The organism is Suilimivivens sp. (assembly GCF_037359455.1).
Classification (GTDB): Bacteria; Bacillota; Clostridia; order Lachnospirales; family Lachnospiraceae; genus Suilimivivens; species Suilimivivens aceti.
The window spans coordinates 56,040-78,974 of sequence record NZ_JAXXXI010000055.1 but is presented as its reverse complement, the minus strand read 5'-3'; the positions used below and the strand labels follow the sequence as shown (position 1 = coordinate 78,974).

At 44.7% G+C, this 22,935-nt stretch carries 22 protein-coding genes and 1 pseudogene; all 23 read right to left on the bottom strand.

The window, feature by feature from the left end; genetic code table 11:
• Positions 1-136: 136 nt before the first annotated feature.
• The gene (locus WJQ40_RS12185) at positions 137-2,227 is read right to left on the bottom strand and encodes a polyribonucleotide nucleotidyltransferase (protein WP_262574003.1); all 2,091 of its coding nucleotides are present in this window, start codon (positions 2,225-2,227) and stop codon (positions 137-139) included.
• A gap of 155 nt (positions 2,228-2,382) precedes the next feature.
• Entirely contained in the window at positions 2,383-2,649 is a 267-nt protein-coding gene (rpsO, locus tag WJQ40_RS12180; RefSeq protein WP_118797839.1) for a 30S ribosomal protein S15, read from the bottom strand.
• Between the two features lie 181 nt (positions 2,650-2,830).
• Positions 2,831-3,850 (bottom strand): NlpC/P60 family protein, encoded by a 1,020-nt coding sequence (locus tag WJQ40_RS12175; protein WP_337540542.1) that lies wholly within the window; start codon positions 3,848-3,850, stop codon positions 2,831-2,833.
• Between the two features lie 80 nt (positions 3,851-3,930).
• Positions 3,931-4,866, bottom strand: a complete 936-nt coding sequence (locus WJQ40_RS12170) for a bifunctional riboflavin kinase/FAD synthetase (RefSeq protein ID WP_118797838.1) — start codon at positions 4,864-4,866, stop codon at positions 3,931-3,933.
• Positions 4,867-4,881: 15 nt separating this feature from the next.
• The gene (truB, locus tag WJQ40_RS12165) at positions 4,882-5,811 is read right to left on the bottom strand and encodes a tRNA pseudouridine(55) synthase TruB (protein WP_337540541.1); all 930 of its coding nucleotides are present in this window, start codon (positions 5,809-5,811) and stop codon (positions 4,882-4,884) included.
• A gap of 6 nt (positions 5,812-5,817) precedes the next feature.
• Positions 5,818-6,804: a bifunctional oligoribonuclease/PAP phosphatase NrnA gene (locus tag WJQ40_RS12160; protein ID WP_118797836.1), complete on the bottom strand. Its 987-nt coding sequence runs from the start codon at positions 6,802-6,804 to the stop codon at positions 5,818-5,820.
• A complete protein-coding gene (rbfA, locus tag WJQ40_RS12155) occupies positions 6,791-7,171 on the bottom strand; it encodes a 30S ribosome-binding factor RbfA (RefSeq protein ID WP_118797835.1) in 381 nt (126 codons plus the stop codon). Before rbfA ends, WJQ40_RS12160 begins: the two co-directional genes overlap by 14 nt.
• A complete protein-coding gene (gene infB, locus WJQ40_RS12150) occupies positions 7,168-10,005 on the bottom strand; it encodes a translation initiation factor IF-2 (protein ID WP_337540540.1) in 2,838 nt (945 codons plus the stop codon). Before infB ends, rbfA begins: the two co-directional genes overlap by 4 nt.
• 18 nt (positions 10,006-10,023) lie before the next feature.
• Positions 10,024-10,335: a ribosomal L7Ae/L30e/S12e/Gadd45 family protein gene (locus tag WJQ40_RS12145; protein ID WP_337540539.1), complete on the bottom strand. Its 312-nt coding sequence runs from the start codon at positions 10,333-10,335 to the stop codon at positions 10,024-10,026.
• Positions 10,319-10,594, bottom strand: a complete 276-nt coding sequence (locus WJQ40_RS12140; RefSeq protein ID WP_118797832.1) for a YlxR family protein — start codon at positions 10,592-10,594, stop codon at positions 10,319-10,321. Before WJQ40_RS12140 ends, WJQ40_RS12145 begins: the two co-directional genes overlap by 17 nt.
• 8 nt (positions 10,595-10,602) lie before the next feature.
• Positions 10,603-11,742 carry a transcription termination factor NusA gene (nusA, locus tag WJQ40_RS12135; RefSeq protein ID WP_262574010.1) on the bottom strand — a complete coding sequence of 380 codons (1,140 nt, stop codon included), beginning with the start codon at positions 11,740-11,742 and terminating at the stop codon, positions 10,603-10,605.
• Between the two features lie 18 nt (positions 11,743-11,760).
• Complete coding sequence (gene rimP / locus WJQ40_RS12130) at positions 11,761-12,225, bottom strand: ribosome maturation factor RimP (protein WP_337540537.1); 465 nt, start codon at positions 12,223-12,225, stop codon at positions 11,761-11,763.
• A gap of 128 nt (positions 12,226-12,353) precedes the next feature.
• Positions 12,354-13,307: a CPBP family intramembrane glutamic endopeptidase gene (locus WJQ40_RS12125; RefSeq protein ID WP_337540536.1), complete on the bottom strand. Its 954-nt coding sequence runs from the start codon at positions 13,305-13,307 to the stop codon at positions 12,354-12,356.
• Positions 13,308-13,318: 11 nt separating this feature from the next.
• Positions 13,319-14,629: a UDP-glucose/GDP-mannose dehydrogenase family protein gene (locus tag WJQ40_RS12120; RefSeq protein ID WP_337405970.1), complete on the bottom strand. Its 1,311-nt coding sequence runs from the start codon at positions 14,627-14,629 to the stop codon at positions 13,319-13,321.
• A 92-nt stretch (positions 14,630-14,721) separates the two neighbouring features.
• Complete coding sequence (locus WJQ40_RS12115) at positions 14,722-16,035, bottom strand: sugar phosphate nucleotidyltransferase (protein WP_337540533.1); 1,314 nt, start codon at positions 16,033-16,035, stop codon at positions 14,722-14,724.
• 1 nt (position 16,036) lies between these two features.
• Complete coding sequence (locus WJQ40_RS12110; protein ID WP_262574013.1) at positions 16,037-17,275, bottom strand: HD domain-containing protein; 1,239 nt, start codon at positions 17,273-17,275, stop codon at positions 16,037-16,039.
• A 73-nt stretch (positions 17,276-17,348) separates the two neighbouring features.
• Positions 17,349-17,750 (bottom strand): PAS domain-containing protein, encoded by a 402-nt coding sequence (locus WJQ40_RS12105; protein ID WP_337540531.1) that lies wholly within the window; start codon positions 17,748-17,750, stop codon positions 17,349-17,351.
• A gap of 33 nt (positions 17,751-17,783) precedes the next feature.
• Positions 17,784-19,172: an ATP-binding protein gene (locus tag WJQ40_RS12100; protein ID WP_337540529.1), complete on the bottom strand. Its 1,389-nt coding sequence runs from the start codon at positions 19,170-19,172 to the stop codon at positions 17,784-17,786.
• A gap of 333 nt (positions 19,173-19,505) precedes the next feature.
• Positions 19,506-19,658, bottom strand: a pseudogene (locus WJQ40_RS12095) (site-specific integrase); the annotation flags it as partial.
• A gap of 349 nt (positions 19,659-20,007) precedes the next feature.
• On the bottom strand, positions 20,008-20,484 hold the full coding sequence (locus WJQ40_RS12090) for an NADAR family protein (protein WP_262574017.1): 477 nt from the start codon (positions 20,482-20,484) through the stop codon (positions 20,008-20,010).
• A complete protein-coding gene (locus tag WJQ40_RS12085; protein ID WP_262574018.1) occupies positions 20,481-20,900 on the bottom strand; it encodes a hypothetical protein in 420 nt (139 codons plus the stop codon). The genes WJQ40_RS12090 and WJQ40_RS12085 overlap by 4 nt, the downstream gene beginning before the upstream one ends.
• A gap of 416 nt (positions 20,901-21,316) precedes the next feature.
• On the bottom strand, positions 21,317-22,234 hold the full coding sequence (metA, locus tag WJQ40_RS12080; RefSeq protein WP_337540526.1) for a homoserine O-succinyltransferase: 918 nt from the start codon (positions 22,232-22,234) through the stop codon (positions 21,317-21,319).
• Between the two features lie 59 nt (positions 22,235-22,293).
• Positions 22,294-22,890, bottom strand: coding sequence for a hypothetical protein (locus tag WJQ40_RS12075; protein WP_337540524.1), 597 nt, complete (start codon positions 22,888-22,890; stop codon positions 22,294-22,296).
• Positions 22,891-22,935: the final 45 nt, after the last annotated feature.

Below are 22,935 nucleotides of genomic sequence, written 5' to 3'. Positions count from 1 at the left end.
GAAAAAGCCCCGGATATATGACAGACAGATAAATGATCCGGCTGACTTTCTGCCAAAGGAGTGCAAAAAAGCCGGCAGGTTTTTACCCTGCCGGCAGTTTCGTATTTCTTTATTTATAATGTTTTCTGATAATTCTTTACTGCTGTGCTACATCCTTCATGGAGAAGCTCATTCTGCCCATCTTATCCTTGCCAAGGCATACAACAGTTACCCTGTCTCCTAAGGTAAGAACATCTTCTACACGATTAATTCTTTCCTTGGCGATCTTGGAAATGTGAACCATTCCTTCCTTGCCGGGTGCGAACTCAACGAATGCACCAAACTCCTTGATGCTGACAACAACACCCGTGAAGATCTGCCCTTCCTGATAATCTGTCACAATGGTCTTGATATACTCAAGCGCCTTTGCCATCATGTCAGGATCAGTTCCGCATACAGATACCTTACCTTCATCAGTAATGTCGATCTTAACGCCGGTTCTGGCGATAATCTCATTGATGGTCTTTCCTCTCTGTCCAACAACATCACCGATCTTCTCAGGATCGATCTGCAGGGAAATGATCTTCGGTGCATAAGGACCAACCTCCTTACGGGGCTCTGCGATCGCTTTCTTCATGCAATTATCCATGATAAAGAGTCTTGCTTCACGGCATCTTGCAATAGCGCCCTCTACGATCGCTCTTGTCAGTCCGTGGATCTTGATATCCATCTGGATCGCAGTAATACCTTCTGTAGTACCTGTCACCTTAAAGTCCATATCTCCAAAGAAGTCTTCAAGTCCCTGGATATCTGTCAGAAGCACAAAATCATCATCGCTCTCACCTGTAACAAGTCCACAGGAAATACCTGCAACCATCTTCCTGATCGGTACACCAGCAGCCATCAGTGACATACAGGATGCACAGGTAGATGCCATAGATGTAGAACCGTTGGATTCAAAGGTCTCAGATACTGTACGGATCGCATAAGGGAACTCATCCTCAGAAGGAAGCACAGGGATCAGTGCTCTCTCTGCCAGTGCACCATGTCCGATCTCTCTTCTTCCGGGTCCTCTGGAAACCTTGGTCTCACCTACAGAATATGCAGGGAAGTTATAATGGTGCATGTAACGCTTGCTTACTTCATTTTCATCAAGTCCATCGATCTTCTGCTGTTCTGACAAAGGAGCAAGAGTACATACATTACAGATCTGTGTCTGTCCTCTTGTGAACATTGCAGAGCCATGAACTCTGGGGATAATATCAACTTCTGCTGCAAGAGGTCTGATCTGTGTGATCTCACGTCCATCAGGACGCTTGTGATCCTTAAGGATCATCTTGCGGACAGTCTTCTTCTCATACTGATAGATTGCATCAGGAAGAAGGGCAAGCCATTCTTCGTTCTCTGCAAAAGCTTCTTCCAGCTTCTCAGTGATCACTCTGATATTCTCTTCACGAACCTGCTTTTCATCTGTAAATACAGCTTCTTCCATTTCTTCAGGAGTTACGACCTCCCTGATCGCTGCAAACAGCTCTTCCGGAACTGCACAGCTCTCATAAGTATGCTTTGGCTTTCCAACCTCAGCAACGATCTTATCAATAAACTCAATGATCGTCTGGTTGATCTCATGAGCCTTGTAGATTGCTTCGATCATAGTAGCTTCCGGAATCTCATTGGCTCCTGCTTCGATCATGATCACCTTTTCTCTGGTGGAGGCAACTGTCAGGTTCAGATTTCCCTTCTTCCACTGCTCCTGGCTTGGGTTGATAACGAATTCTCCGTCTATCATGCCAACCTGAGTCATAGCACAGGGTCCATCAAAAGGAATATCGGAAATGCAGGTTGCTATTGCAGCACCAAGCATGGCAACAAGCTCGGGACGGCATGCAGGATCTACACTCATAACCATATTATTCAGAGTAACATCATTTCTGTAATCCTTGGGAAACAGAGGACGCATGGGTCTGTCAATAACACGGCTTGTCAGAATCGCATTCTCACTTGCCTTTCCTTCTCTCTTATTAAAGCCTCCGGGAATTTTACCTACGGCATAAAGCTTCTCTTCATATTCTACACTAAGTGGGAAGAAATCAATTCCATCCCTTGGTTTCTCAGATGCTGTTGCAGTGGATAATACGGTAGTATCACCATAATGCATGAATGCGCATCCGTTTGCCTGCTTGCCTACACGGTTTACATCAACACTGAGTGTACGTCCGGCAAGTTCCATTGAAAACGTCTTGTACATAATCTTCTCCTTTTCTCTCTTCATCCTTACCAGCCGGTACAGACCCCTGTTCCGGCCATATGCATAACAGCTCCATGCTTCCATGGCAAACCTGCTGCATGAATTAAAAGGCGGAGAAACCGAATCTCTTCAGCGCTCCGCCTTAAAAACCGATATTACTTTCTTAATCCCAGTTTTTCGATCAGTGCACGGTATCTGTTGATATCTTTCTTCTTCAGATAATCCAGCAGACCACGTCTCTGACCAACCATCTTGAACATACCTCTTCTGGAGTGGTTATCCTTGGGATGCTGCTTTAAATGCTCAGTAAGCTCCTGAATTCTTGCAGTCAGAACTGCAACCTGTACTTCAGGTGATCCTGTATCGTTCTCACAGGTAGCATACTCTTTCATAATCGCGGTTTTCTTTTCCTTTGAAATCATTGATTTCTCCTCCTTATTCTTAAACCGCCACAGACTAAACCAGGGTTGGAGTTTCCACAAGTTGGGTCCGGGCTCAATTCATACGTTTGAATGATAGCACATTTTTTGCTGACTGTAAAGTGAAAATTTATTGATATCCAGCTCGATATCCGCCCCGGTATTCCAGCTGTCATTCCGCCTTTTATGCCTGCAGAACACGTACCATTTTGGCAGGTGTCCGGTAATTGTAATTAGATATTTTAATCCCCGTCTTTGGACTGCTGGCATGGATCACCTGTCCGCCTCCGATATAAATAGCCACATGATTGATCCTTCCTCCCTTGGCATAGAAGATCAGATCTCCCGGCAGAAGCTCATCTGCTGAGATCTTTTTTCCGCTGTTTGACTGAGTTACAGAAGAATGAGCCAGACTGACCCCGTACTTCTTGAAAATACTCATGACAAATCCGGAGCAGTCTGCCCCCTTTGTCAGGCTGGTGCCGCCCCATACATAGGGATTCCCCAGAAACTGCTTGGCATACTGGCAGAGCTCCACTCTCACGTCAGATACGCCCTGTCCATAAAGAAGCTCTGTCATAGTGACTGCTGTTGCAAGATCTGACTTCACATCCACATAATCACCGGAAACGTACACCTCTTCATCATCCAGGAATACCTTGATCCAGCCATTCTCCATGATCTCGGAGATCTCCAGCTCTTCTCCCTTGGCCACCTGTGTTACCACTTCCGCCGCTGTATCAGGCTCTTCCCTGATATTCAGAGCATCTGCTGAAGAAACAGCCACTGTCTTTGCTGTCTCCTTTGCCTTTTTCTCCGCCTGATAACCTGAAAGCAGATATTCCGTCTTCACATAGCCTTCTACCTTTCCTGACTTTATATAAGTCCAGTCTCCCTCTTCCTTCAGTATCTCACATGCGGCTTCCTTTGGAAGCTTTCCGACCAGTTTTCCATTTTCATCAGGCTCCTGACGCACGTTCAGATTATTCTCTTCCACGTTGCAGATCCCAAGCTCCGTATATCCCCATCTGGTGCCTTCTGCTTCCTTTGCGATTTTTTTGTACTGATCCTCTGTCAACTCGCTGGAAAACAGATCCCCTACTCCCGCTGTCAGGAGTTCTTCTGCATTTACCGTCATGACGGGCTCCAGAAGCATACCAGCCATGCAGAGAGCTGCGACTCCATTTATTACTTTCCTGTTCAAAAAACATTCCTCCAGATATCACTTTGTTACAAAATCATTACAAATTTGCAACAACACTATAACAAATTATATAATATCTGTCAAATGTACTGCACTGGCAATTTGTGGTATATTCTTCCCGCTGCAATATCCTTTTCCATCTGTGCTTTCAGCTCTTCCACACTGCCAAACCTCTGCTCCGGTCTTTTAAAATGAAGAAGTGCCGTCCGGATCTCTTTTCCATACATATCTTCTTTGAAATCATAAAGATAGGTTTCCACACTGATCAGAGACGTATTATTCACCGTTGGTTTGTGTCCGATATTGGTAATACCCGGATATTCCCTTCCATCCCAGAAGACCATGGAATAATATACTCCCCTTGGCGGCAGAAGCTTATCCTTCTCCGGATAAAGATTTAAGGTCGGCATCCCAAGTCTTCTTCCAAGCCGTTTTCCTTCTTCCACCACGCCTGAAACCTCATATGCACTGCCAAGCAGCTCAGCTGCCATCTCCATGTGTCCCTGTTCGATCTCCTCACGGACATAGGATGAGCTGATCTCTCTGCCATCCTTTCTGATCTTATCTACGATATCCACCTCATAGCCAAAGGTATCTGCCATCTTCTGCAGCAGCTCCTGATTTCCCTGTCCCCGGTATCCGAAGGACAGATCTGTTCCCGCTGCTACATAAGCTGCATGAAGCTGCCCGCAAAGAATCTCTTCAATAAATTTCTCCGGACTGATAGCAGCAGTTTCCGCAGTCAGTGGAAATTCCACCAGCACATCTATCCCCAGTTCTGCAAAGATCTGCCTTTTTTCCCTTCTGGTCGTCAGCTGTCCTTCTCCTGATTTTCCAAAGAAAACAGAAGCCGGCGGGTCAAAGGTAAATACGACAGACCTCCTGCCGTTCTCCCTTTCCTTCAGAATATGGGAAAGCAGCAGTCTGTGTCCTTCATGGATGCCATCGAACTTTCCAATTGCTACTGCACTTTTTCCTTCTATTTCAAACGCTGTTGTGCCTTGAATAATCTGCATATCATACCGGCCTTTCTATTCCGGGAAAAACATCTTCACAGGACAGTACAGTCCCTTTTCTTCTATATATTCATAAACGCCGTAGAACCTGTCATCCAGCCCGTGGATCCGCACCCGGTATCCCGATGCCTCTTCCGTTTTTACTGCCGCAGTCTTTTCTGTTCCCGCTGCTTCCAGCTCCGACTTTTTGAGCTGATTTCCATTCAGCAGTGCTTTCATGCCCTCTTCCTCCACATGCATGACAGGAAGATGCGAAAACACCTCTTCTACCGGAAGAACGGCTTCTGAAAGCCTTCCTTCATCCGAAAGCTGCTGCAGCTTTGCAAGTGGATAAGCCTGTCCGATCTGAAAGCTTCCTACCCTGGTCCTTGTCAGAGATGCCATGGCTCCGCCGCAAAGAAGTGCCTGTCCGATATCATGGCAGAGAGTACGGATATAGGTTCCTTTAGAACAGCTCACCCGGATTGTGATCTCCGGCAGCTCCTCCTTAAGAATCTCGATCTCATGGATGGTAATGGGTCTTGCTGCCCGCTCCACTTCTTTTCCTTCCCTCGCCAGCTCATACAGCTTCTTTCCATTCACCTTCAGGGCAGAATACATGGGTGGAATCTGCAGCTGATCCCCCTGAAAAGAGAAAATGACCTCTCTGATCTGTTCCTCTGTCACAGTGACCGGATGCTCTTCCAGTATCGTTCCTGTCAGGTCCTGTGTATCTGTCACTACTCCAAGCTTAAGTACAGCCACATATTCTTTGGTTTTATCTGTCAGCATATCACAGAGCTTTGTTGCTGACCCCAGACAAACAGGAAGAACCCCCACCGCTTCCGGGTCAAGGGTTCCTGTATGTCCGATCTTTTTCTGTTTGCAAATGCCACGCAGCTTTGCCACTACGTCATGAGAAGTAAAGCCCTTCTCCTTATATACATTGATAATTCCGTGGTACATGTTTTCTCACTCTGCTTCTTTTTTATCTGCGTTTTCCTCAAACTGCAGTGCAATCTGCGCGGAAAGATTGTTCACAATATCATGAAACGTTCCCTGCATGGTCACACCGGCTGCCCGGATGTGTCCGCCACCTCCAAAGAAGGCTGCTACTCTCGCTACATCTATGATCCCGGCTGACCGCAGGCTCACCTTATACTCCAAAGTCCCCGTCTGGTACATAAAGATAGCACATTCTACACCTCTGGTATTACGGAGCTGGCTTACAATACCCTCCAGATCATGGGAATCTGCATTATAAAATGCCATGGTCTTTTTATCGATCATGCTGACCACACATCTGCCATCCATAAAGAGAATGCTTTCCAGGAGCGCCCTTCCCAGGATCTGATTCTGGATATAGGTCTTCTCATAAAAGGTACTGCTGATCAGTGCCGGGAAATCAAACCCATATGAGATCAGATGAGATGCGGTCTGCAAGGTCTTTGGTGATGTATTGGAATACTGGAACACACCAGTATCGTGTATGATCCCTATGTAAAGCGCCTTTGCAATCTCTGCATCCAGCTCTTCCTTCCGGATCACATCATAGACCAGTTCACTGGCTGAGCTTGCTGTCGGGATCACATAATTTACATCCCCACAGCCATTTTCATTGCTGATATGATGATCGATATTGATCCTCTTTCCTGCCTGATCAAAAAATTTCTCTGCTTCACCCAGCCTGCTTTTTTCACAGTCCAGCGCGATAAACACATCATATGGTTCCTGCTGCCCGGAAAAGGTACTGTCAATCTCATCAAAGCCGCTGATACAGGAAAAAATATCTCCCGGCTTCTCCAGCATTACCTGTACCCTTGCCCCACTGCACTTCTTTTTCAGATAAAGATATAATCCAAGGCAGGAACCGACACAGTCCCCATCAGGGCGGATATGTCCGCTGATCCCAATGGTCTTTGCGGCTTTTACTTCTTCATAAATATCAATTACTTTCATGTTGCCCTTCTTCGTCCTTTTTGATGACATCATCAATCAGTTTGGACATCCTGACACCGTAAGCAATGGATTCGTCCACGATAAACCGGATCTCCGGTGTATTCCGAAGATTGATCTCCTTTGCAAGACGGCTTCTGATATATCCTTCGGCACTGTTCAGCCCAGCAAGAGTATCTTCCCTTGCCTTTTCATCTCCATACACGCTGATCCATGCCTTACAGGTCTTCAGATCCGGTGCCACCTCTACGGAAAGCACAGAGGTAAGCGGGCTGATCCTTGGATCCTTGATGCCACCTCTGATGATCTCGGCAAGAACCCGCTGCACCTCACCATTGATCCTTGTATTTTTCATGCTGTTCTTTCTCACCTTGGAACCTCCACCATAATATAGGCTTCCACGATATCAAGCTCCTGCATCTGGTCAAAGCCCTCGAACACGAGACCACATTCGAATCCCGCCTTGACCTCCTTCACATCATCCTTGAATCTCTTCAGGGACTTCAGCTCGCCTTCATAGATCTGTTCCCCTTCTCTGGTGATACGAACCTTACAGTCTCTTCTGAACTCACCGTCAAGAACATAGGATCCTGCAATATTTCCAACTGCTGATGCCTTGAAGATCTGTCTTACTTCCGCATGACCGATCACCTTCTCCTCGTAAACAGGATCCAGCATACCCTTCATGGCAGCTTCGATATCTTCGATTGCCTGATAGATTACTCTGTAAAGTCTGATATCTACGCCTTCTCTTTCCGCAATGGTCTTCGCCATGGCATCCGGACGTACATTAAATCCGATGATGATCGCTGAGGATGCACTTGCCAGGGAAACATCGGATTCATTGATGGCACCAACGCCGCCATGGATGCACTTTACAACAACCTCTTCATTGGAAAGCTTCATCAGACTCTGCTTTACTGCTTCTACACTACCCTGGACATCTGCCTTCACGATAATGTTCAGCTCCTTCAGATTGCCTGCCTGGATCTGGCTGAACAGATCATCCAGCGACATCTTGGCCTTCGTTTCTTCCAGCTTCTTCACCTTGTTCTGTGCAAGGTAAGTCTCTGCATAGGACTTCGCTACCTTATCACTCTCATGTGCGATAAATACTTCACCTGCACTTGGTACATCAGAAAGACCCAGGATCTCAACTGGTGTGGAAGGCAGTGCTTCCTTCACTCTTCTGCCCTTATCATCTACCATGGCTCTTACCTTGCCATGAGTCGCTCCTGCAGAAATAAAGTCTCCTACATGAAGGGTACCCTTCTGTACCAGAACTGTTGCCACAGGTCCGCGTCCCTTGTCAAGCTCTGCTTCGATCACAAGACCTCTTGCACGTCTGTGAGGATTTGCCTTCAGCTCCATGATCTCTGCTGTCAGAAGGATTGTTTCAAGCAGGGTATCAATTCCCTCCCCGGACTTGGCTGAAACGGGCACAAACTCTGTGCTTCCGCCCCAGTCTACAGGGATCAGCTCATATTCTGTCATTTCCTGCTTTACTTTATCAATATTGGCACCAGGCTTATCGATCTTGTTGACTGCAACAATGATCTCAATACCGGCTGCCTTGGCATGGTTGATCGCCTCTACCGTCTGAGGCATAACACCGTCATCTGCTGCTACTACCAGAATAGCGATATCCGTGGAGTTTGCACCTCTCATACGCATTGCTGTAAAGGCCTCATGTCCCGGTGTATCCAGGAAGGTAATGCTCTGACCCTTTACATTTACAGTATACGCACCGATGTGCTGTGTAATACCACCTGCTTCCTTATCTGTTACATTGGTCTTACGGATGGCATCAAGAAGTGATGTCTTACCATGGTCAACGTGACCCATAACGCAGATAACCGGAGGTCTTCTCTCCAGATCCTCTTCCTTCTCCTCATCCTCCTTCAGAAGCTCCTCGATCACATCTACCTTGACCTCCTGCTCACAGATAATATCATAATCAATGGCAATGTTCTCAGCTTCCTCGTAGGAGATCTCTGTATTAACAGTCACGATCTGTCCCTGCAGGAACAGCTTCTTGATGATCGCAGAAGGCTGCAGCTTCATCTTATCCGCCAGATCCTTAATCGTAAGGGATTCCGGCAGAGTGATCACCTTGATCTGCTCCTCCGGCTCTTCCTGCTTTTTCTCAGGCTTGATAAATCTGCCGGCTTTGTTCTTATTCTTCAGTGCAGTTTCGTCCTCTTCGTACATGAAGTCCTTCTTGGACTTCTTGTCACGCTCCTGGCTGTTCCTACGCTTTTCTTCATCTCTATGCTTCTCGGCATCCTTAATCGGGGTATCTGCCATGAAACCTTTACCCTGTCTTTCAGGCTTTTTAAATCGATTGTCCTGCCCGCCATTGCTTCTTTCAGGACGTCCGTTACTTCCCGAAGGTCTGCTGCCATTTGAAGGAGCGCCATCCCTGCGGAAATCGTTCCTGCCGCCCGCATTATTCGGGCGATTGCCTGAAAAGCTTCCTCTGCCGTCATTTCTCTGCGGTCTCTGCTCCTGTGATCTTTCATTTCTCTGATATCTTTCCTCTCTGCCCTGTTGTCTGGCAGGTGCCTGTTCCCTTGACTGCTGATTCTGATTCGGTGTCTGTCTCTGACCCTGATTCTGGGAAGGGGCAGGTCTTCTCTGCGCGCTCTCTGCTGCAGCAGCCTCAGCTTCTCTTCTTGCCTGATTTCTGGCTGCATTTCTCTCTTCTTCCATTCTCCTTGCATTCTGCTTGAAGTCCGGTTTCATGGTATCGGGCATGGAAGGTGCAGTCAGAGGCTTGATGATCCTGTGATGGGTTTCCTGCGCAGGTTTGTTCTGGCGATTTCCGCCATTGTTTCCCTGTCTGCCATTGCCGCCCTGCCCCGGTCTGTTATTACCCGGTCTCTGAGAGGAAAAATTATTACTGCCATTATTGTTGCTGACAATAATGATCTTCTTTTTCTTCTTCGGAGCTTCCTCTGTGCCCTGATCCCTTGCCGGTGCTGTCTGTGCCTTTGCATTTTCTTCCTTCACAGGAGCTGCTTTCTTTTCATCTGTTTTTCCTGTATCTGCCCCAAAGCTCTTTCTCACGAGTGCCACGGTATCCTCCTCCAGTGTACTCTGAGGTGCTTTGGCTTCTATTCCCTGTTCCTGCAGAAATGCAAGGATCTCCTTGCTCTGCTTCTGCAGTTCTTTTGCTAATTCATGCACTTTCATTTTGGCCATTCTACTACCTCCGTCTCATTACCTTTCTTCCAAATGTCCGATTATGTTTGCTGCCATTCCGGCATCTGTTACTGCAAGAGATGCCCTCATTTCCCTGCCTATTGCCTTTCCGAGCTCTTCCTTTGTGGCATAGAAGAAAACCGGTATCTTCCGGTAATTGCACATATCACTGAAATGCTTCTTCGTATTCTCCGAGGCATCCTCTGATACGATCACGACCTTCGCCGTTCCTTCCTTTATCGCTTTTTCTGCCATAAATTCTCCACTGACCAGATTTCTTCCCTTTGCGGAAAGTGACAGCAGGGATAAGATCCTATCCATTCTCTTCATCAAACTCCTTTTCCAGGCTGTCATAAACTTCATTTGGAATACTCATTTTAAAGGAGCGTTCCAGTCCTTTATTTTTTCTGGCTTTCTGAAGGCATTCCTTCGATATGCAAAGATATGCGCCTCTGCCATTTTTCTTGCCTGTTTTGTCAAGCACGGTTTCTCCCTCCGGTGTACGAAGAACCCGCATCATTTCCTTCTTGTTCTTCATCTCACCACAGCCAACACACTGTCTTACCGGAATTTTTTTCGCCATGCAAATACTCCTTCCTATTCCTGTGTGCTGTCAGACTCCTCTGCATATCCCTCTTCATATTCTTCATCGTCATATTCATCATATTCGTCCATATAATCTTCATAACGGAAGCCGGGAGCATCCTTTGCCTGTGTCTCACTCTTAATATCGATCTTGTAGCCTGTCAGTCTTGCTGCCAGCCTTGCATTCTGTCCTTCCTTACCGATTGCAAGGGAAAGCTGATAATCCGGAACAACTACCTTGGCTGTCTTCTCATCAGGATCTGCAAATACTGCCACGATCTTAGCCGGTGAAAGTGCATTCTGAATCAGATTACCAGGATTCTCATCCCAGTTGATGATATCGATCTTTTCTCCACGCAGCTCATCTACAATGGAATTTACTCTTGCACCGTTGATACCTACGCAGGCACCTACCGCATCTACATTGGGATTATTGGAACGTACTGCCATCTTAGTCCTGCTTCCTGCTTCCCTGGCAATGCTCATGATCTCTACAGTTCCGTCCTTGATCTCAGTTACCTCTGCCTCAAACAGTCTCTTTACCAGCTCAGGATGGGTACGGCTCACCAGGATCCTCGGTCCCTTAGGTGTATTCTTTACTTCAAGGATGTAAACCTTGATTCTCTCGGTAGGCTTGAATACCTCGCCCTTTACCTGCTCACTCTCATTCAGGATACCGTCTGCCTTACCAAGATTGATACTGATATTTCTTCCTACATAACGCTGTACAATACCGGTAACAACATCCTTTTCCTTCTCATAATACTGATTATAGATCACGCTTCTTTCTTCCTCGCGGATCTTCTGCAGGATCACATTCTTTGCATTCTGGGTAGCAATACGTCCAAACTCCTTGGACTTGATCTCTACGTGGATCATATCACCGATCTTGGCATCTGCCTTGATCTTCTGTGCATCCTCAAGAGAGATCTGCAGACAGTCATCTTCTACCTCTTCCACTACTTCCTTTTCTGCATAACAGAGGAAATCACAGGTATCTCTGTCAATCTCTACCTTGATATTATCTGCCTTTCCGAAATGGTTCTTGCAGGCTGTCAGAAGTGAATTCTCGATCGCCTCAAACAGTGTCTCCTTGCTGATCTCCTTTTCTTTTTCCAGAATGTCCAGTGCTTCCATTAATTCCTTGTTCATTTTCTTATCCTTTCCTCGCTAAAAATCAAATGCCAGTTTTATTACGGCAATATCTTTTCTGTCAAACTGCAGTTCCTCTTCCTCATTCTGTATTGTCACTGTACTGCCATCGAAGCTCTTCAGGATCCCTTCAAACTCACGGCTTCCGTTTACCGGCTTATAGGTCTTAAGCTCTACCTTATCTCCCAGGCTTCTCTGAAGATGTTTATCCTTCTTCAGTACCCTTCCAAGTCCGGGACTGCTTACCTCCAGGATATAGGCATCCTCTACGAAATCCTCTCTGTCAAGGGCATCGGACAGCTCCCGGCTCACAGCCTCACAGTCATTGATGCTGACGCCGCCCTCCCTGTCAATATATGCCCGAAGATACCATTCACTTCCTTCCTTCACATACTCCACATCATAGATCTCCACATGATTCTTTTCTGCGATGGGAAGAAGAAGCGCTTCTGTCTTTGATTCATAATTTTCCTTCTTGGACATCTCTCTTCCCCTCCTGTATTTTCATTACACACGGCAGTAAAAAAGTGGACTCTCGCAAGTCCACTTAAAACTGTAATCATTTAACAACATCTGCATTGTAGCACTCCTGTCTACAAATTGCAAGGGGTTTACAAATCTTTTACCTGTTCCTTTGCTGATTTTGCGGCTTTTTCCTCCTGATTCAGCTGATACAGAAGTACCCCGGCCATGATCAGGATAAACAGACCTCCAATGAGGCCAAGCGGCATAGGTCCAAGGAATACATTGTAAGGATGTGCTAAAGAAGTAAAGTATACTCCTATCATGGAAAAACCATTGATCATTCCATGTCCAAGAATGGAAGGAATACAGCTTCCCGTCTTGATCTCCGTGTAGGAAAAGATCGTACCCACTGCCATGCAGAATACGCACATTGCGAGGATTCCGGTCACCGGATATCCTGCATAACCGATTCCATAATTATAGCCGGTCAGAGCAATCAGTGGTGCATGCCAAAGTCCCCAGATCGCACCATCCAGAAGTACCGCTGGTACCACCGGCATACATTTCAAAAGCTTCGGAAGCAGATAGCCCCGCCAGCCCCACTCTTCCCCAAAGCAGTTCACAAGATTGACAAGTGGTGACAATACCACTCCGATCAGAAGCTGAAAGAACATATACTGCCAGAGCTGTCCTGTCGTATAGGTATTTCCATCCTGCGCAGTAAGCAATGCCCCGATATAACCAAGGTTACTGTCAAACTGTTCCCGGAAGATCAGGAAATACAGGATAGCACCAAGAAGGATCATTCCGGCAAGTCCCGGCCAGACCAGCATATAATATTTCTGGTTGCCCTTCCACTTAAATGCCAGATGCAGCTCCTTAATGGCAAAGCCTTCCTTCGTCAGCAGCCTTGTCAGCGCCACACTGACCGCCGGCACAAACATCACCGCTGCGATCAGGCTCTGTGCCATCATGGCTCTGCTTGCATCCCCGCTTCCCGCCATAGGTGCTATAAAAACAATCTCTATTACATAAGTGATCAGGAATGTAATTGCAAGAAACAGAAAAATCCGTTTTTCATCCAGCTTATCTCTTTCCATATGCCTGCCCTCTATCGTCCGATACTGTAATACTCAACACCTGCTGCCTTCATAGCCTCCGGTGCATAAAGATTACGTCCGTCATATACCAGTGGTGTATGCATCATTTTCTTATAATCTGCCGGTGTCAGCTCCTTCATTTCCTTCCACTCGGTAAACACAAAGCAGATATTGGCTCCTTCCAGTGCTTCCTCCGGGGAGGACACATAATTCATGGTTCCCTTATCCAGCTTTCCTTCCGGGAAAAGAGTCTTTGCCCTTGCCTCCCCCTTGGGATCATACGCATAGATGTCAGCACCGTTCTGTAACAGCAGTCTGATATTGTCAATGGAAGGTGCTTCTCTTAAATCGTCTGTTCCGGCCTTAAAGGTAAGTCCAAGAACTGCTGCCTTAAGTCCGCTGAAGGAGATCATTCTGTCCTTTGCCTTTTCAAACAGTCTGGTCTTCTGGTCACTGTTCACTGCCACGCAGGCTTCCACCGTCCGAAGCTGGTAGCCATGCTCTCTTGCCAGGAATTTCAGTGCCTTGGTATCCTTGGGGAAACAGCTTCCACCATAGCCGATACCGGCATTCAGGAAACGGGAACCGATCCTTTCATCATAACGCATGCCTTCTGCCACATCCTTGATATCTGCGCCAACCAGTTCACAGAGATTAGCGATATCATTCATGTAGGAGATCTTAAGTGCCAGAAAATCATTGCAGGCATACTTGATCATCTCTGCTGATCTTCTCTTGACCGATACAATGGGAAGTCCGAACGGCTCATAGATCTTCTTCAGCAGCTCCTCTGCCTTTTTGCTCTCTGTACCGATGATGATCCTTGCTGCATGAAGAGTATCATGGACTGCAGTTCCCTGTGCCAGGAACTCCGGATTGGAAGCTACCTCCACCTCCACATCATGGACAAGGAAATCCTTGATAAACTGCTCTACCTTGTCATTGGTTCCTACAGGTACTGTGGACTTCACAACAACAAGACAGTCCTTCTCCACAGATTCTGCAATCTGCCTGGATACAGTGGCAATGTAGCTTAAATTGGCACTGCCATCCGGCATTTCCGGCGTGCCGACACCGATAAAAATAACATCTGCATCCTTATAAGCTGCTACATGATCAGTAGTAAAGTGCAGCGTTCCTCTTGCATTGTTTTTCTGCATCAGTTCTTCCAGGCCGTCCTCATAAATAGGTGAAATCCCCTGACGCATCATTTCTATTTTCTTCTCATCTACATCTACGCAGGTAACATCATAACCTTTCTCTGCAAAGCATACACCTGCTACCAGTCCTACATATCCGGTTCCTGCTACTGCTATCTTCATTTTCTTCTTACCTTTCTTATCCCTGCCTTCGCAGTGGTATTCTATCTTTTCTTTTTATATTACCTCAAACTGTACTGTCTTGCAAATTCTTCTCAGGGCATCGGATACTTGATCTTATCCTGTACGGTAATATCCCTGCCAAGCTGTGACTCAATGACCTTAAGCTCTGTATCTGCAATAATGGTATGCCTGCAGCCTGCCGGCATATAAAGCACATCACCCGGTTTTACTGTCTGCTCCCTGCCATCCAGGATCGCCTTTCCGTTTCCTGCGATCACATTCCAGATCTCATTTCTGTGCTCATGGCTGTGATAGTTCATCTTATGCCCAGGATTCAGTATGACCTTGATCGTCATACTTTCTTCTTCTACATCCAGTACCCGGAAGCTTCCCCAGGACTTTTCTGCAAACATGATCTGCTGACTGATCTTATCCACAAATGGTTTGATATAACTGGACTGTTCCTTATCTGAAACAAGGATTCCCTCCGCACTGGCAGACACGACCATATTTTTCAGTCCCATACAGAGTACCGGCACATCCAGTTCATTCACGACATGGACATTCTCACAGCTTTCATTCATCATGACCTCTCCGATACTTGGCTCTTCCATAGCCTCTGTCAGAGTGTTCCAGGTTCCCATATCCTTCCACTGACCGCCAAAACGCAGCACCTGGATATCCGGTTCCTTTTCCACCACAGCATAATCAAAGCTGATCTTATTCAGATCCTTATAACCGTCAAACAGCTTCTGATAATCAGAAAAACCGATCAGTTCTTCCGTTTTCTTAAGCACATAGGAAAGTCTGTAAGCGAATACGCCTCCATTCCAAAGTGCCCCCTGGCTTAGGTATTCTTTTGCCTTCTGCAGATCCGGCTTTTCCTTAAAGGCAACTACAGGACTGACCTCTTCCTTATCCCCCGGGATGATATATCCATATTTTTCACTTGGGTAAGTGGGTTCTATTCCCATCAGTATCAGATTCGAGCTTCCTTCCTTTGCCATATCGGAAAGACGCTTTACTGCTGCAAAATAATCTTCATTCACATAAGGGTCTACCGGACATACTACTACAGAATCATCCCTGGATACACCAAGCACATCATGCAGATATGCCGTTGCCAGGGCAATGGCCGGAAAGGTATCTCTTCTCGTAGGCTCCACACAGACGTTGACATTTTCCGAAAGCTGATTATGAATCGCTGATACCTGTGTCTTTGAGGTAGCGATCGTTACTGTAGCTGTCTCATCCATAGCCCTGATCTGCCGGTATACCCGCTGAACCATGGATTCATAGTCTCCATTTTCTGTCTTAAAGATCTTAATAAACTGTTTGGATCTGATATCATTGGACAGGGGCCACAGACGTTTTCCACTGCCTCCTGACAATAAAATAATATTCAATCTAAATTTCCCCCTTCATCTTCTTCTCGTGGTCAAAATATCCCACATAGCTGACCTGATACCTGCCCTTCGGGAACAGATAATGATAGAGGTCAATAAAATAATCATCCGTCATGCTCGCCATATAATCCACTACGATATCATTGGCATCCTCTGCCTCATAGGCTGCAAAATCCGCATAATAATGGGTCATATCATACAGATAATCCATGTGATGAGTAAAGATCACAGAGCTTCTGTCCTTCTTTTCATAATCGGAAAGAAGCTTCTCATAAATATCACGGAACATGGGACTGATCTGCTCCCGGTAAACAGCTTCCAGCTTCTCATTTCCATAGATCCGTCTGTAATTCTCTTTTTTACTTCCCTTCAGTGCCTCGAAATACTGATCATCCATCTTCAGATAATTCTGTCCGTAGCTGTTCTCCATGATATTGACAGAAATATTATTGATGATCTCCGCATTGGTCGTTCCGATACTGCTGATTTCATAGTCAGGGTCTTCTTCAAACAGGCCAAGCTTCATGGCATCCTGTCTGTCCTTGCCAAGGTACGCGATAATATCAGATACCCTCACAACACATCCTTCCAGTGTGGACGGCACCAGCCTCTTCACCGCTTCCGTATCGGTATAGCACTGCTCCATCTTCTGATCAAACAGTGCAAAATCCTCATAAGGCACCGGCCTGTATTCCTTCAGCTCCAGTTCTCCATTGTGGCAGATCACACCATCCAGTGTCTGCAGGCTGATATTTAAAGGAAAGATCCTGTCGATCACCCTTGCACTCTGGATATTATGGTTAAAGTACCGTCCGGTATGTGCATGATAAAGATCATTCAGCATCCGTTCACCGGCATGGCCAAACGGAGTATGTCCGATATCATGTGCCAGGGCAATGGCTTCGATCAGATCCTGGTTCAGATTCAGGACTCTTCCAATATTTCTAGCAATCCTGGCTACCAACTGTACATGCTGGGAACGCCTTGAAATATCGTCATTTTTATATAAAGAAAAAACCTGTGTCTTATCCGCATACCGGTTGTAATAGGGAATATGCATGATCTTTTCACAGTCCCTGACAAAAGCAGGCCGCCAGAGATTGGCTCTGTCATGATCCGGTCTTCTTCTGATCACCCTTTCATCCGGAAATGCGTAAGGATTCTCCACATGATTTTTCCGATCCTCCAGAATCCTCTCCTGCAGCTCCATGGAAAGACTGTCGTACTTTTTTTTCTGCATGCACACGCTCCTTTTTCTGTAGACTTTCAACTATGTCTATCGTACCATTATGCAGTTTTTTTGTAAACATACCTTACCACAAGTCGTATTTCTTCATAGTTTCTGCATTTCGATATTCATGCTTCTCATAATATCCGATCAGCTTTCCCTCTTCCCTGAGCGCCACCATATAAACGTCTTTATTCTGTTTTTCATTATGGAAGGTATAGACTATATTGTGGCTTTCGTCTGCTGCAAACCAGTCCATTACCTGCTTTATTTTCTCCCTTGATTCAGGATTATGGCATTCCAGAAGGCTTCGTCCAATCAGCTTATCTCCACCATATTTAGCATAACTGGCAGCTGCTGCCGGATTCATGTATAGGATCTCATGCTTTAAGCTGCAGATCACAACAGATGCTCTGTCCTGATCTATAATGCTTTTATAAAAAGCGACATAGGCTTTCATCATCTCTGTTCTCCCATTCTCTTCCATATGTCTGCTGCCCCTTAGAATTCTACTGCTTTGTTACTCTTTTACATTCCAACTGCCAGTTTTCTTTGAACCAGCTCTTTCCAGTCGACCCAATTCAGATAACTCTTTGATCGTTCTCTGAACAGTGCTTCTCGACAAAGAGGTTAGCTCAATAATTTCTTTTTGTGTAATTGTTGGATTATTGTGCAGTATATCAAGCAATGTTTTCTGATTATCAGTTAAAGCTTCATTTAATACCTCATTTAAAGCTTCATCACTTGATGCTTTAAAATTCAGATTCGGAAGCTTTACTGTAAATTCCACTCGATTGGATCGGAAGGTTGGTTCTAAACCCCGTTGATAATTTGCAGCATTTTCGTATGCAGTGCAGATTTTACTTAAACCACTGCCTTGACGTTCCATATATCCAAGGCGGGCAAAAATATCGGCAAGGATAGGATTCCTTCTGGTGGATGGAATATCGTCAATGTCACGTTCCTGAATCTGTGTGCCGTCAGGCATTCCGCCTGGAGAATAGATTACCAAACGGTCATCAAATATATCCACATGAACCTCGCTGCCATTAATCAGATAATCCCTGTGGATCAAGGCATTTACCAAAGCTTCAAAAACACTTCTTTCACAATAATCCGGCATTTCAATTCTGGAATTTGGAGTTTTCTTCCAAAGAGTTTTCATGTTACGCTTTACAAAGCTCATGCCTTCATTCAGAAGAATAATAAGACTGCCATTATACTCAGCACTGTCTAAAGCATCAACCTGTCCGCCACTTTTATCCTGTCCATTCCATCTTGTGCAGAAAAGGCGAGACCAACGAATAGGTGTATCATCAGCAAGTAAGGCTCCTGCATTAGTAAGATGTCCATGTGCATCTTTAATACCGAAAGATTCAAAACCTTTCTCAGTCATGCTGTTTCCGGTCCAGGATTTATAGCGTTCTCTTAATTTGCTGAAAGAAAAATCCTCATAGTTGTACGGGGACATCAATGAATCATACGATGAGTTTCTACCACGCATAACCAAACGCTTCAGTTCAGTCGCATCAGCAGCAACACTTTCATTGCCAATACGAATGTAAGCTTCCGTCATGCCATCACCAGTGTAATAATAAGGTGTTTCTGCTCCTGCCGGAACATGAAGCAATAATAGTTCTTTTCCGTCTTCTGCTTTATGAAGCGTCATTATAGCTTCTGGAAATGGCGAAATTCTCTCCTTGATTTTCTGACTGACGAATTCGGAATCAGATTTAATATTCTCCAGACCAACAATGTCTTCGTCATCAGTAATCCCAAAGATTAGAGTTCCACCTGTTGTATTCGCAAAAGCACTGACACTTTTAAGCCAGCTTTTCACTTTCTTATGCTCAACTGCCTGTTTTTTGTCATATTCTGTTGCTTCTCCAAGAAGATCCTTTATCTTCATATTCAGTCCTCCCTTCGAGTCAAATTGGACATTTCCGCAACAACAGTATTATACCATATGATATTTATTTTGTTCATACATCAGGATGGTAGCAGGAACAACCTCCATTCGCTCTGCAATCTGTCTGGTAGTTAATGATTCCCTCTAATGATAATATTTCAAATTATCGCCCGGAAGATTACTCTTAGGCTTTTCCTCAAACGGCAAAGCTACATGGAGCAGTAGCCTGCCTTGATAGAATTGACACAATCGGTATATCCCTCGCATCTTGTATAGATACGCTATTCAATCATCAGCGTAAGCATTACCTTTAGTTACTTATTTCTTTTTATTTTACAACCCCGACAATGTTCTCATAACCAAATCCACATCCTTATTTTCTAACTCTTGAATAATATGTAGATATGTCTTCTGTGTAGTTGTCATACTCGCATGTCCCAAGCGTCTCGCCACACTGGCCATAGACACCCCTGCAAATAGCAATAATATCTTCATTCGGCATCACAATATTCAAATCTCCACCCAGCAAAATACCTGATTTATCAACGGTTGCAGCCCTTGCAATATCCTCTGCTGTTTCACCTGATGCAGGAACAATAACCTCTCCACCCTTACTGTATACAGAACCCTCTTTTGCTTCTACATACGTATCCACATCTGAAATGCTGGTTTCATATTTTGTATATAATCTTCCATATAAAATAATCGGAGCCTCGGATTCAGTCAAATCACCTTTTGAATAACCACTTCCTTTACTAAACGTCATCCAACTTACGCTGTTCCCAAGTTTTTCACTCTGTAATTTGCAAAATATAACACTTACGATGAAATAGAGTTATTCCACATGATTTCGAACCATCATCAGTGTATATCCCAAAAGATTTTTCCCTTTCCACTGTGAAATATCAAATCGTCTTTCGTCTTTCACAGACAAGCCAATTCCCCATACACTATCATGTACTGCACATTCGGCAAGTATCGCATCCTTAGTTTCTAATAGCTTCTTTTTCAATATCTCTTGTTGTGAAAATTTAGCAAGTAGTCCTTCATACACTATTAACTGCCTTACACCATTCCAAATATTGTCATTATATCCTGAAACTGTCCGACCCAATTCTTTAATACGTGCTACATCATCAATTGCAAGTATTTGCTCTGCTATCGTCCCATCCCGAAAACAAACAGCCTTATGATACATCATAAATTGCTCCACTGAAGAAAATGTTTTCCCATCCACTTCAAAATATGATAAATACCAATTACTCAAAAAACCATTTTCTTCATCTGGATTATGAAAACAGATAACTTTCATGATACTGCCCCTACTTTCTGTACTGCCAGTTCTAAATCCAAGTCATGAAGACCTGCATATGCTTTTTTTAGAAAATCTACAGGAATTTTCTGAAGAATTTCTGCACTTGAAAGGTTATAATACCACTGATAATAAGCATAAAACTCACCAATCCAATCTGGCATAAATCCTGTCATTGCCTTTCCAGATTTCATATGATAATCCTCATTATCACAAAAATACTTCCACAATTCTTTTTCATCCATTGTATTTACATATGCCTGCGCCTCATCTATATATTTTCTGGTTTTACTCATCATATAGGCATTTATAAAATCTTCAGTATCTTTATCAGGGAAAGTCTCTGCTACATAGTCAAATAATCTTCCTTGATTTTCCACTACTCCCTCTAGATACGCTTCTGAATATGCTTTCATACTCATTCACCTCTTAAATCAGTGTACTAATCACATTTATCACTTTATTTGCATCCGAATTAACCAATTCTCGCATCTTTTTTCGTGCAATGTCATCTCTATAATTATATTTCTGATGGAATTCGTTATATAAAATTAAGATACACCTTTCTTTATCTCTTGTCTCTGCTTTTGTAAGTTTTTTGCACATTTTTGTCATTTCTAATAAAAATCAGTTGATATATAATCACAACAGTCAGAATTCTTTTGATAACATAATATAAGGATAGCACAGTACGAGTCCATTTATCGGTACTCACACTGTGCTATTTTTAAACAATACAACAGAACTGACGGAAAAGATCCATCCAGCTTAAGTTCATGGTCTTCTCTGATGCAGGAAATAATATACAGAATCATTTCACCCGTAACCTTTTTCAGTTAATCTCATTCAGATCATAAGGTGTGGTCTGGTATACATAGTAATTGAGCCAGTTGCAGTAAAGGTTATTGCTGTGGGAGCGCCATTGCAGGGATGGTCTTTGCGTGTCATCGTTCCCCGGATAATAGTTCTTCGGCATCTGAATAGGAAGTCCCTTATTTTTATCCCTCATATATTCATTATGCAGGGTATACCGATCATATTCCGGGTGTCCCATAACGAAGATCTGCCGGCCTTCCTCCGCCATACAGAGAAGGACTCCTGCCTCCTCTGACTCTGCCAGCACTGTCAGTTCACTGCAGTTATGGATATCCTCAGAAAGAACTGCTGTATGTCTGCTGTGAGGGATCAGAAAAGTATCGTCAAAGCCTCTCACAAGGGGAACCTTGCGGTTCATTACCTTATGCTCATAAACACCAAACAGCTTCTGTGGCAGGAGTACCTTTTTCAGTCCGTAGTGATAGTAAAGTCCTGCCTGGGCTCCCCAGCAGATATGGAACGTGGAAAAGACATGCTTTCTGCTCCAGTTCATGATCTCACACAGCTCCTTCCAGTAATCCACCTCTTCAAAAGGGATCTGCTCTACCGGTGCCCCGGTAATGATCAGTCCATCGTATTTGTTATTTTTCAGCTCATCAAATGTCTTGTAAAACTGGTTCAGATGCTGGATCGGTGTATTTAATGATACATGACTGTTCATTTTCATGAAGGAAACTGCTATCTGCAACGGGGTATTGGATAATGCCCTAAGGAGCTGCAGCTCCGTGTCCTGCTTCACCGGCATCAGATTCAGGATGCAGATACTAAGAGGACGGATATTCTGATGCATCGCCCTGTCTTCATCCATTACGAATATATTTTCATTTTCCAGTATGCCCTTCGCTGGCAGATCATTTTGTACCTTAACCGGCATTCCCTTTTCCTCCGATTTCTCTTTCTTATTCCGTTCCTTATTCTGTCAATTCTTATCTGTTAATAAAACACCCGGCCGTTCTCGAGATTTTTTCTGTATTCACATGCCTTTGCATAAAGCGTATTCGGATGAATACACCGTTTTTTCTCCGAACATTCCTTATACCTTGCACAGCAGGCAAAGGCAGCCGCCTTTGGCACATAATTTTCTATGCCATACCGGATACAGTTCTCGAGGCATTTCACAAAATTCTCTGAATTCTTATCCATCCGGACAGAAAACCGTCCATTTATGTCTTCCACTGCCTCTCCAAATTCCTTTAACCCGGGGTTTCTGGAATCAACCGCCACTATATCCGGGTTTGATTTCAGAATTCCTTCCCTGATCCTGGTAAGAACTGTATTTCTACTTCCGTTCCTTTTATCTTCCACAAGATCCGGCTCATAAACACACACAGCATACGAAGAAATCCTGTTGTCTTTTCCTGGATTTACCAGCACTGACAGTGCATGCTCCGTCAGATGCAGCTCCTGCTCCAGTGCCGGGAACATCCCAGTCAGACGCTCCTGCCAGCCTTCTGACGCATCTGCTTCCACAAATTCATTTTCATTCATATTTTTATCTGACTTTTTTATATCCTTTTCGTTCAAAAGCATGATTCCATTCTCTTCCATTAAACTATAAATATTACTGTGAAACAA

Excerpts from the sequence above, each read along its gene's own strand:
- WJQ40_RS12085 (WP_262574018.1), bottom strand. The coding sequence starts at position 20,900 with ATGAAAGCATATTCAGAAGCGTATCTAGAGGGAGTAGTGGAAAATCAA.
- metA (WP_337540526.1), bottom strand. The coding sequence starts at position 22,234 with ATGCCGGTTAAGGTACAAAATGATCTGCCAGCGAAGGGCATACTGGAA.
- WJQ40_RS12170 (WP_118797838.1), bottom strand. The coding sequence starts at position 4,866 with ATGCAGATTATTCAAGGCACAACAGCGTTTGAAATAGAAGGAAAAAGT.
- WJQ40_RS12120 (WP_337405970.1), bottom strand. The coding sequence starts at position 14,629 with ATGAAGATAGCAGTAGCAGGAACCGGATATGTAGGACTGGTAGCAGGT.
- WJQ40_RS12090 (WP_262574017.1), bottom strand. The coding sequence starts at position 20,484 with ATGAAAGTTATCTGTTTTCATAATCCAGATGAAGAAAATGGTTTTTTG.
- WJQ40_RS12160 (WP_118797836.1), bottom strand. The coding sequence starts at position 6,804 with ATGAAAGTAATTGATATTTATGAAGAAGTAAAAGCCGCAAAGACCATT.
- WJQ40_RS12105 (WP_337540531.1), bottom strand. The coding sequence starts at position 17,750 with ATGGAAGAGAATGGGAGAACAGAGATGATGAAAGCCTATGTCGCTTTT.
- rpsO (WP_118797839.1), bottom strand. The coding sequence starts at position 2,649 with ATGATTTCAAAGGAAAAGAAAACCGCGATTATGAAAGAGTATGCTACC.
- nusA (WP_262574010.1), bottom strand. The coding sequence starts at position 11,742 with ATGAACAAGGAATTAATGGAAGCACTGGACATTCTGGAAAAAGAAAAG.
- WJQ40_RS12100 (WP_337540529.1), bottom strand. The coding sequence starts at position 19,172 with ATGAAGATAAAGGATCTTCTTGGAGAAGCAACAGAATATGACAAAAAA.
- infB (WP_337540540.1), bottom strand. The coding sequence starts at position 10,005 with ATGGCCAAAATGAAAGTGCATGAATTAGCAAAAGAACTGCAGAAGCAG.
- WJQ40_RS12125 (WP_337540536.1), bottom strand. The coding sequence starts at position 13,307 with ATGGAAAGAGATAAGCTGGATGAAAAACGGATTTTTCTGTTTCTTGCA.
- WJQ40_RS12145 (WP_337540539.1), bottom strand. The coding sequence starts at position 10,335 with ATGAAGAGAATGGATAGGATCTTATCCCTGCTGTCACTTTCCGCAAAG.
- WJQ40_RS12075 (WP_337540524.1), bottom strand. The coding sequence starts at position 22,890 with ATGCTTTTGAACGAAAAGGATATAAAAAAGTCAGATAAAAATATGAAT.
- WJQ40_RS12185 (WP_262574003.1), bottom strand. The coding sequence starts at position 2,227 with ATGTACAAGACGTTTTCAATGGAACTTGCCGGACGTACACTCAGTGTT.
- truB (WP_337540541.1), bottom strand. The coding sequence starts at position 5,811 with ATGTACCACGGAATTATCAATGTATATAAGGAGAAGGGCTTTACTTCT.
- WJQ40_RS12110 (WP_262574013.1), bottom strand. The coding sequence starts at position 17,275 with ATGCAGAAAAAAAAGTACGACAGTCTTTCCATGGAGCTGCAGGAGAGG.
- rimP (WP_337540537.1), bottom strand. The coding sequence starts at position 12,225 with ATGTCCAAGAAGGAAAATTATGAATCAAAGACAGAAGCGCTTCTTCTT.